Origin of the sequence: Frigidibacter sp. MR17.14, from assembly GCF_037095735.1 — a bacterium.
GTDB lineage: Bacteria > Pseudomonadota > Alphaproteobacteria > Rhodobacterales > Rhodobacteraceae > Frigidibacter.
Genome location: NZ_JBAWKD010000031.1, coordinates 1 through 8,559, shown reverse-complemented (window position 1 = coordinate 8,559; position 8,559 = coordinate 1). Strand labels below are relative to the sequence as shown.

The window sequence follows — 8,559 nt, the reverse complement described above, 5'->3', positions numbered from 1 at the left end:
CTTCGCCATCGGGCTCAGCTCCGCCGGCCATTCAGGCCGTGGCGCCGACGCCCGTCATGCACTAAGATCGAATCCGGACCACCCGTTCGGGGCAGGCCACCGGTCCCGAGCCTAGTCAGCTTTTTACGTATCAAGCTGCATCTTCATAGCAAAACTCCCATCCATGCCCCACATCAAAAATAATCTGCCGCTTCCGCATGTTCTGCCCTGTCGAGAACAGTCGGCAGTCCCTGATATGTGGTTGCGGGCCGCGAAGCCCGCTCATAACCTGCGACACGCAGAAATCCTGTTCGAGGGCGGGCGGTTATGTTCGACGCTGTGATTGCCAAAAAGGCGCGTATGTCGAAGATCCTCCATGATGCGAAGCGCAATCCTCGCGAGGATCTCGTTACCTCCTCGCTTTTCGGAGTGCTGCCGTTCCTAACGCCCGCGGCGCGTCAGGAGGCTCTTTCTGTCCTCTGTGGTCATCCGCTGCCAAGTGATGCCAAGATCTACCTCTGGCCGTTCTTTGTCGGCAACGGCGAGAGTTCGGAACCCGATGTCGTGCTGGAGTTCACCCACGAGGGACGGGCTGCATACTGGATAGTCGAGGTGAAGTGGGGAGCACCACTCGGTGCCGATCAGTGCGCCCGCGAGATCAGGACTTTATCATTCGGTCGCTGCCGTCGTGGCGGCGTGCCGCCCGGGCCGCGCAAGGTGCTCGGTTACACGCTCCTCGGTGCCGAAAGGCATCATGAACTGGCCGTGGCTACCTTGCACGAAGATGCGCGCAGCGGGAAGCTAAAGGCTGTGCCTGCCGAAGGCATCCGATCCCTAAAGTGGACTACCGCAGGCGGCAACTTGCGCCTCTTGGAAGCTGCCTCATTCGATCCCGGCCTTAAAGCTTGGGCGGGTCTGTCTGCCAACTTCATCGCTGGGCAGCCGCAGGGCGCAGTTCTGCGGACTTGGCCGAAGATGACACCGCCGGGGAGGGGCGGCTTCGCCTTTGATGGCGAGGAGAAGTTCGCCCTGCCGTCAATGACCTATGTGCAGAAAGCACGATACGAATTCGGAGATAAGCAATGACCGCGGCGACCTCTATCCTTTGGCAGTCTGCAAGGAACCTACTCGATGCCCAAGAGAACTTGAACAAGCTCTTCGAGTCCTTCTGGCAGGTCGAATGCAGCAATAAAGCACTGCGGATCGAAGAGTTCGATGTCGAAGGCTCGGATGGGGACTTCATCCAGCCAGTCTGGAACAGCTTCTTCCTTCACCGACGGAATACACGCTCCAACGGCAAAGCCCAGGGTATTGTAACGATCTCGATCCAGCTCACCGCCGACGAGGGCAACGAAGTGGAGTGGGCGGAGGGCCAGAGGTCTAAGGTAATTATAGGCTACTCGACCGGAACGACGATTCAGGAAGCCTGGATTTTCACTACGGACGGCCCCAACGAGGCTGGATACCGGGAAGAGTGCGTTGCCGAACGTCGCTTCTGGCGTCCCGAAGACGAGGAAGACGAGAGTTGGTTCTATGCAGTGCCGCTTGATCTGCTGACCGACACTAAGAAGGTCCGCGAACTCATCGTCACACCGGTGCACGAAATTCTGTGTGGCGAGGAGATCGATGCCGTCCTAGCGAAGATCGACGCCAGTCTCTGCCTGCCCCCGCAGCCCGTTGCCTAAGGTCTTGGTGACCGGCTTAACGCCAGCGGCAACGGTTTTGATGCCGAAGGGGTAATTGCGCGGCACGGGGAAACCGCTGCAATACTTTCTGTTCTCGACAGCGCGCGCGTCAGCCAGTCCTAGAACGGTCGATGGCGTGCGAGCACTCGTTAGCTGACGTAGGCCGGCAGCCACGGCTATTCGGTGAGGCAAAGCGCATGACGTGGCGGCGCAGGCAACGTAACTCAAAATGCTGGGCTCCGTACTTGGGCTGCCAGGTGACCGGCCCATTGCAGCCGCTCGCGCCAGCCACAGGGGAAGGCCTCATTCAGCCCAAAGCCGCCGGTCGTGCCTGCCGCGGGACGGGCTTGAGCCAGTCGATTGATGCCGACGATGACCGGAGCTACGCGCTTGCGGTAAGAACCACGGGCGGAAAGCGACGATTGATCGTCACCCCAGATACCACTCGTCATCGACGATAGCCGATCCAAGCGCCACGCATCGACCGTACGCGGAAATGCCGACACACCAACCGGCGCGCCAAGGTAGTTGGAAAATACCGGCTTGGAAGCCCCGCGAAATTATGGTGAGGTGACGAACTGATCCACTCAGGAAAATCCATATCTCCAACAAGCAGTTAGGCATGATGCAATCTCCCTATGTTGAGGACGCACTTAAGCAACACTTTCGCGTTGGCGACTCGGGGAAGTGGAAAATTGATGTGGAGAAGAACATTGATGCCATAGTGGGATCGGCAGCGATGCGTGCAGCGTCCACGCCACCCAATTTAGTAATCCACAATAAGATCGATAAGTCCGGAAAAACGATTTACTATGCTGGCGACATTGAGACAGACCTAATACTCAGGGCAACATATCGGCGGCTGAGAAAGCAGTGCGGCATCAGGCTGCCAAACCGTGAGGATATTCTGAACGGAATCATTGAGGCGACGAGTGAGGCTGCACCCTATCTAGTCAGCAAATGCGACATTAAGTCATTTTATGAAAGCCTGGATGCCGAACCAATTTTGCGTCAACTAATGATTGACACAAGAACAAATCCAAGCCTCAAATCCGTATTGAGGCAAATATATGTCGCCGGGTCCATTCCACGGAATGTTGCCCCAAGAGGTTTGTCTTTAAGCACTGTACTTGCGGAGATTGCCCTTCGCCGATTTGATCAAATAATACGTAAGACACATGGCGTTCACCGGTATTTTCGCTATGCGGATGACATGATCATCTTCTCACTGCCCGAAGTGGAAATTATTCATACAATCAAGCAAGGGCTGGAGGAGATTGGACTGGAACTGAACGAGAAGACAGAGAAATGCTCGGTTGATGCTCTATTAAAACTGAAGCCTGCAGACCTCATACCTGTCTCAAAATATACGTACCTTGGATACGAAATTGCAGCGCAGGGAAAAGTTACAAAGTATGCCTCCCGGGAGTTTGACATTTCTATTGCTGAAGCAAAAATAAAGAAGAGAAAGACTCGCCTTTTTCTGTCCCTCCACGCCTTCGAAAGGGACGGCAACGGCAAGCTCTTGGTGGATCGTCTAAATTACTTGAGCACCAATCAATCAATTTATAAAACTCGCCACACCCGGGGCGCAAAGAAACAAAAGATCCGGACTGGAATTCGCTACAATTACTCTCGCTGCGGCCACTACCCATCTTCTAAAAGCGGCCGAATTTTTAGAGACCACCACGCTCACGAACTAATTGCACTTGATGCTGTATTGAAGAACGCACTCTTCGGATCAACAAGCGAGTTTGCATCGAAGGTGGCCGCTCTACCCTCGGGCATCAAATCGGAACTCACGGCGATTTCTTTCGCGCAGGGCTTCAAGCAGAAGCTAATGAAACGCTACACGAGAACAAGGGTTGCTCAGATTTGCAAGGTTTGGGGAAATGAGTGAAATTGATACTCGCCTACGCGAACTCAGGGCGATCTTGACTGAAACTTTGCCTTATGAGCTTCCGCTCGGATTCACGAACGACAATTTGTTCCTTTCCGAGCTGAAGGTTGATGAGCTTACGGCGCAACAGCGAAAGTTTGTCAATCAACTAAGACATGAAAACCCCGATTACACGAAGCCATTTTTATACAAGATAAATAGATCGCACCGCTCAAAGAACACCCTTGCAATCGTTCATCCAGCGCATCAGCTTAAAATTTCGAAATTTATCTCGGATTTCGAAAACTCTATCGTTCAGTCTTGTGCCAGAAGCACATTCTCCCTGCGACACCCCGCGGCAACTTTAAAGATTCATTTGAAAGGAAGCGCGGCGAGCATTAAGAAACGGTGGGCGCTTGGCTTGCCTGATCAGAACTTTGGTGAGGCAATCGCTACGGAGTATTCCCCATCCTTTTTTGCGTATAAGAAATACATCCTTCTCAACCTCTTCTTCTCATCAAATGAACTCGTTCGACTTGAGAGCCGATTTGGTTACCTCCGAACGCTAGACGTATCTAGGTGTTTCTTCAATATTTACACACACTCCATCACTTGGGCCCAAAAAGACAAAGACTTCTCGAAGAGAAACTCCAGCCAGTATTCGTTCGAACAACAATTTGATACGTTGATGCAGAAGGCCAACTACAACGAAACAGCTGGCATTGTTGTCGGACCTGAGGTGTCTCGAATTTTTGCCGAAATCATACTACAGCGTATTGATCTTGACTTAGAGCGGCGCGCCGCATCACGGGGGTTGGCTTCAGAGAAGGATTACGTAATTCGCCGGTATGTTGATGACTTCCACATTTTTGCTAAAAGTGTAGACACGCTCAATATCCTAGAGGATCTACTGGCGGACGGCTTGGAGGAGTACAAGTTATTCCTTAATGTCGAAAAGCGTGAAGATCTTCAGCGACCATTTGTGACGCGAATCTCTCGTGTAAAGCATGAGGTCGGTGAAGTATGTGAGGCTCTAGAGAAATCGCTCGGCCAAGATATTGCGGTTGATCAGAGAGATCGAAGCATTTCTCTCGAAGCGCAGAAATCTGGTCGGAAAGCGCTTGATGCGTTGCGTTTCTTGGGTGGGTCGGAGCGTCAGGCTTTTGTTAATTCTTTTGCAGATGTTTTCTCAGCAATCGACCGAATTATTAAGAGGCTCGGGAAAATTGAGTTGGGCGAGGAACACAAAAGCCTTGCTCTGGAAGAATTATTTGGACGCATCAAGCTCACGGTGCGAATTATATTTTACCTGATCTCAGTCGACTTTCGGGCTCCACCCATCATACGATCTGCATTTCTATTGAAGCAGATTTCTTCTCTGACAAATCGATTTCCAAGTTCTGAGCGTCTAGCTCTTAAGGCCCATATCGCTTACGAGCTCAGCCAGCTCCTTGAGGGAAATTACGACAGCGGCAGCACTTCCATCCCTTTGGAAATTGCCAATACCTTTCTGATCGGCCTCATGGTGGATCCTGTTTCCTTCTGTGAACAAGATGGCACACGAAATATAGTGGATAACATCCTTTCTGGAATGCACAAAGGCTATTTTTCGATGCTCTGTGCGCTCCATTATTTCAATAGCGTTTCCCCGAATGATCTGCAGCACTGCGATCTAGATGAGGAGACCGGAAGAAGAGAGGCGTTTTGCAAAAGAATTTCTGAAGCATTGCTGAATTCGGACTTCAACCCCAAGGTCAATGCCGAGGACTATTTGATCTTCTGCGATTTTCTCTCTTGCAAATCTGTTGACCAGACCTTACGGTGGACAACCTTCTCCCAAAAGCTGGGAGGCGCACCCCTTTCGAAGCCGAGCTTTGAAGAGCTTATGTTGCGCCTGCGCCACACGAACTGGCAAGAGCCGGGTGGCGAGTTTAAGTTACTGATTAAAAGGTTGCAGCCCGTCTACTATGCATCTTAAAGTGAAAAGGGTGGCGGAATTCTTGCGCTAGATTGTGAGGCTCGAGCAATCGGATCTCATTGAGTCGCATTTTGGTCGTTGCGCACTTGATCCTCGGGTCAGCGCGTATCTTCCTTATATTGCGGCAAACTACACACATGAGCGTGTCTTCTGTCACCACCATCTGAACTAAGTGTTTAGAATGCAGGTTCCTGCGCCTGGCGGCCACCGTGGTCGCCAGCCCGTGCGGCAGCTTGCTGCGCGAAGCAGACCCGGCGATCGAGGCAGCTACCCGAGCTTTTGGGAATAGAAAAGGGCCGCGCGATGCGCGGCCCTTTCGAGCAAATAGGCTTTTTGGGACCTACTGCCCCCACTCCCTCGCTGACGCGTGCGGCAATGGCCAAACCCGGCAACCTCCTCGAGCGCGGCCCGCGTCATCATCATCAGGCCCAAGGCGAGGGCCACCACCAGCGCGCCGCGAAGGAGTGCTTCCCTGCGGGCTCGGGCACCTGCCCTTTCCGCCAGCATCTCGCTGACGATCTTTGCCGCCGTCGACATCATTGCGTCTCACCCTTCGTCGCGACGCTATTGACGCCTGGCGAAGCGCCTTGCGCATCGGCCGAAGCCACCACCGGCTCGACCCAAGAGGTGTGGAGGCTGAGCAGGCGCCGCTGGCTCGCGGTCGCCGCCGTTGCCAGCGCCCCGCAGAGCTCGCTGCGGGTGTCCTGGCTCAATTCGTCCAAGATCTGGCACACAAGCTGACCATAGGCGGCACGGGCCTTGGCCCAGCTGCCGGCGTCACGCTCGGCACCTTGCTGGGCCCTGCTGACGACACCCTGAAGCTGGGCCATCAGGGCATCGTTGGGTTTGGGAACGAAGATCTTTTTCTTCGTCATCGGAGGTCCTCCTTCCGAGGGTTCGCGGCGATCCGGAAGTGAACCGCGGCGGCCGTCGCGGCCCCGGCAGCCGGGGGTCTTTCGCTTTGGCAGAGGGGAAGTGAGACCGGTCGCGAGACCGCAGAAATCGCCGAAGACAGTTTTCTCAGATTTCTTCTGCCCCCCGGATGCGCACCCTGCTGCCGCGGACAGGGCGCTGCGCGTAGGAGCTGGCAGCGCTCGGCGTTCTCGATGACGTCAGGAGCGATCCTCATCCGCACGTCTCGGGTTGAGCGCCCGATCAAGCTTCTTCTCCACCTCAGCCCCCCGTGCCTGTCCAATGCGCGAGAAGATGGGCTTGAGCCATTCCCGGAGCTCCTCCGCAGTGTCGCGCCGCCACTCGGCGAAGGCCGCTGCGGCGTCGCGCAGCGTGCTGCGCTCGCGTTCCAGCTCCGCTCGCTCCTGAGCGATCTGCTTGCGATGCTTCGCCAGCTGGTCCTGCTTTCGCCGGATCGCCGACCAGACATCGGTCAGGACGCGCAGGGCCACCCGCGACGCCCCGAGTGCAGCGACAGTCTGGCGGTCGCCCTTGGGCGCGTCCTTCGGCATTTGCTCTGGGTCTGGGACCTGCCAGCCAAAGCGCTCGCCGTCACCAAGCAGCTGCTCTGCGGCGCGCATGGCCCCGTATGTGCGCTTGGCAAATGCCAGCTTCTCCGTCGCGGCAGATCTCTCCTTGGCGGCCACCAACCGATCCGCCTCGGCGTCGCTGGCGCTCGATCTGGCTTTGGCCCTGTCGGCGGCAGCATCGCTCCGCTCGGCTCGCGCAGCTGCAATCTCGGCGTCCACGGTCGCCCTGCTCTTGGCCGCGAGCACGCGGTCCGATTGGGCCGCGGCAAGCACGTCTGCAGCTTCCTCGGCGGCCAGTTTCCGCATCTTGGCCAGCGCGCGCTTTTCCTCCGCCCGCCACTTGGCCGGTTTCACATAGCCGCGCTTCGGCGGGATCTTCGTCACGTCGAATGCCCGACCTTCGGCCGCGCTCACGGCGTCCTCTTCGGCGATCATCTCCCTGCGTGCGGCAGCACGCGGCTCGCCGCGCTCGAGCCCCAGCTCGGCAAAAGCCTCGCCCACGCTGTCCTGCCCGGCCTCGTAGGACTTGATGAAGGCATGGGCGGAGGGCTGGATCATCTCCTGTCGCCCGCGCCGGACCGAGGTCTTCTCGGTGGTGACCATGACGACGGCATGGATGTGGCAGGCGCTCTCGTCGTGATCCACGCGGGCATGGACGCAGGCCGCGCCGAAGGTGTCCTGCAGCCAAGTGGTCGCGCGAGTGATGAAGGCGTCCTCGCGCGCCGCGATGGCCTGCCGGCGCAGGACATGCAGGTCCAGACGATCCAGGTTGGGCGCGTCCCTGATCGCTGCCTCCACGGCCGCGTCTTCGGCGTCGTCGAACCATTCGTGATGCGCGGTCAGGATGATCTCGCGCAGCGGCCCGTCTTTCGAGGCCCGCCACGGATCCTTCGGGCCGTCAGCCTCACGCAGGTGCGCCTCGGTGCTGTGGCGGCGGGCATGCAGCGCATTGACCTCCGCCGCGAGGTTGCGCCGGCGCATCTTCTCGACGCGCTGCCGCAGGGCGATGGCCCAGTCGGGCTCGCCGATCAGCAGGCGGTTCGGCCGCTCGGGGGTCGGATTGCAGTGCTCCCGCTCCTTCTGAACCCGCAGACGATGGCTCTCGTAGCGGCCGAGAAGCTGCGGAAAGAGGCCCGCCATGCGCATGACGATACGATAGCGGGACGCGGTGCTGGCGGAGGAGAAAGACATGGCGAGGGTCCCGGCCTTGGAGAGGTCGGCAGGGAAGTCGGACCGTTGCGCCCGGTCCGGAAACGCGCGGATCAAAGATTTGCGCGGGGAAAGTACTCACTAAGCAAGTGTCGCAGTCGGTTCCCGACAGCACACTTGCGACGCTCGCCAGGGGCACGGCCCCTGGACCCTGGTCCCGCCTGGCAGCGGGCCCGAGGGGAACGCCCTCCCCCTCACCCCCGGGCAGGGAGTCGCTCGCCGCCCCCTGCACCCTTGGCGTCCTTCGGACGGACCGGGAGGGCGTGCCACCCCTCCGGCCACCCCGGGTCGGGACCGCTCGCCGCCTGTGCCCTGCACCCTTTCCGGCGTCCTTCCGACGGACCGGGG

At 57.4% G+C, this 8,559-nt stretch carries 7 protein-coding genes; 4 read left to right on the top strand and 3 right to left on the bottom strand.

From position 1 onward, the window contains the following. Window positions 1–306 precede the first annotated feature (306 nt). From V8J36_RS22630 to drt3b, 4 genes are all read left to right on the top strand, one after another. Window positions 307–1,065: a hypothetical protein gene (locus V8J36_RS22630; protein WP_336469583.1), complete on the top strand. Its 759-nt coding sequence runs from the start codon at window positions 307–309 to the stop codon at window positions 1,063–1,065. Continuing rightward, a complete protein-coding gene (locus tag V8J36_RS22625; protein ID WP_336469582.1) occupies window positions 1,062–1,664 on the top strand; it encodes a hypothetical protein in 603 nt (200 codons plus the stop codon). Before V8J36_RS22630 ends, V8J36_RS22625 begins: the two co-directional genes overlap by 4 nt. 622 nt (window positions 1,665–2,286) lie before the next feature. After that, a complete protein-coding gene (gene drt3a, locus V8J36_RS22620) occupies window positions 2,287–3,564 on the top strand; it encodes an antiviral reverse transcriptase Drt3a (RefSeq protein ID WP_336469581.1) in 1,278 nt (425 codons plus the stop codon). Then, complete coding sequence (gene drt3b, locus V8J36_RS22615) at window positions 3,557–5,521, top strand: antiviral reverse transcriptase Drt3b (protein WP_336469580.1); 1,965 nt, start codon at window positions 3,557–3,559, stop codon at window positions 5,519–5,521. Before drt3a ends, drt3b begins: the two co-directional genes overlap by 8 nt. A 267-nt stretch (window positions 5,522–5,788) precedes the next feature. On the opposite strand, the gene V8J36_RS22610 is transcribed toward drt3b, so the two are convergent. The 3 genes from V8J36_RS22610 to V8J36_RS22600 form a co-directional block, all read right to left on the bottom strand. After that, window positions 5,789–6,061, bottom strand: a complete 273-nt coding sequence (locus V8J36_RS22610; RefSeq protein ID WP_336469579.1) for a hypothetical protein — start codon at window positions 6,059–6,061, stop codon at window positions 5,789–5,791. Continuing rightward, window positions 6,058–6,396 (bottom strand): hypothetical protein, encoded by a 339-nt coding sequence (locus V8J36_RS22605; RefSeq protein WP_336469578.1) that lies wholly within the window; start codon window positions 6,394–6,396, stop codon window positions 6,058–6,060. Before V8J36_RS22605 ends, V8J36_RS22610 begins: the two co-directional genes overlap by 4 nt. 237 nt (window positions 6,397–6,633) lie before the next feature. Beyond that, complete coding sequence (locus V8J36_RS22600) at window positions 6,634–8,193, bottom strand: hypothetical protein (RefSeq protein ID WP_336469577.1); 1,560 nt, start codon at window positions 8,191–8,193, stop codon at window positions 6,634–6,636. Window positions 8,194–8,559 lie beyond the last annotated feature (366 nt).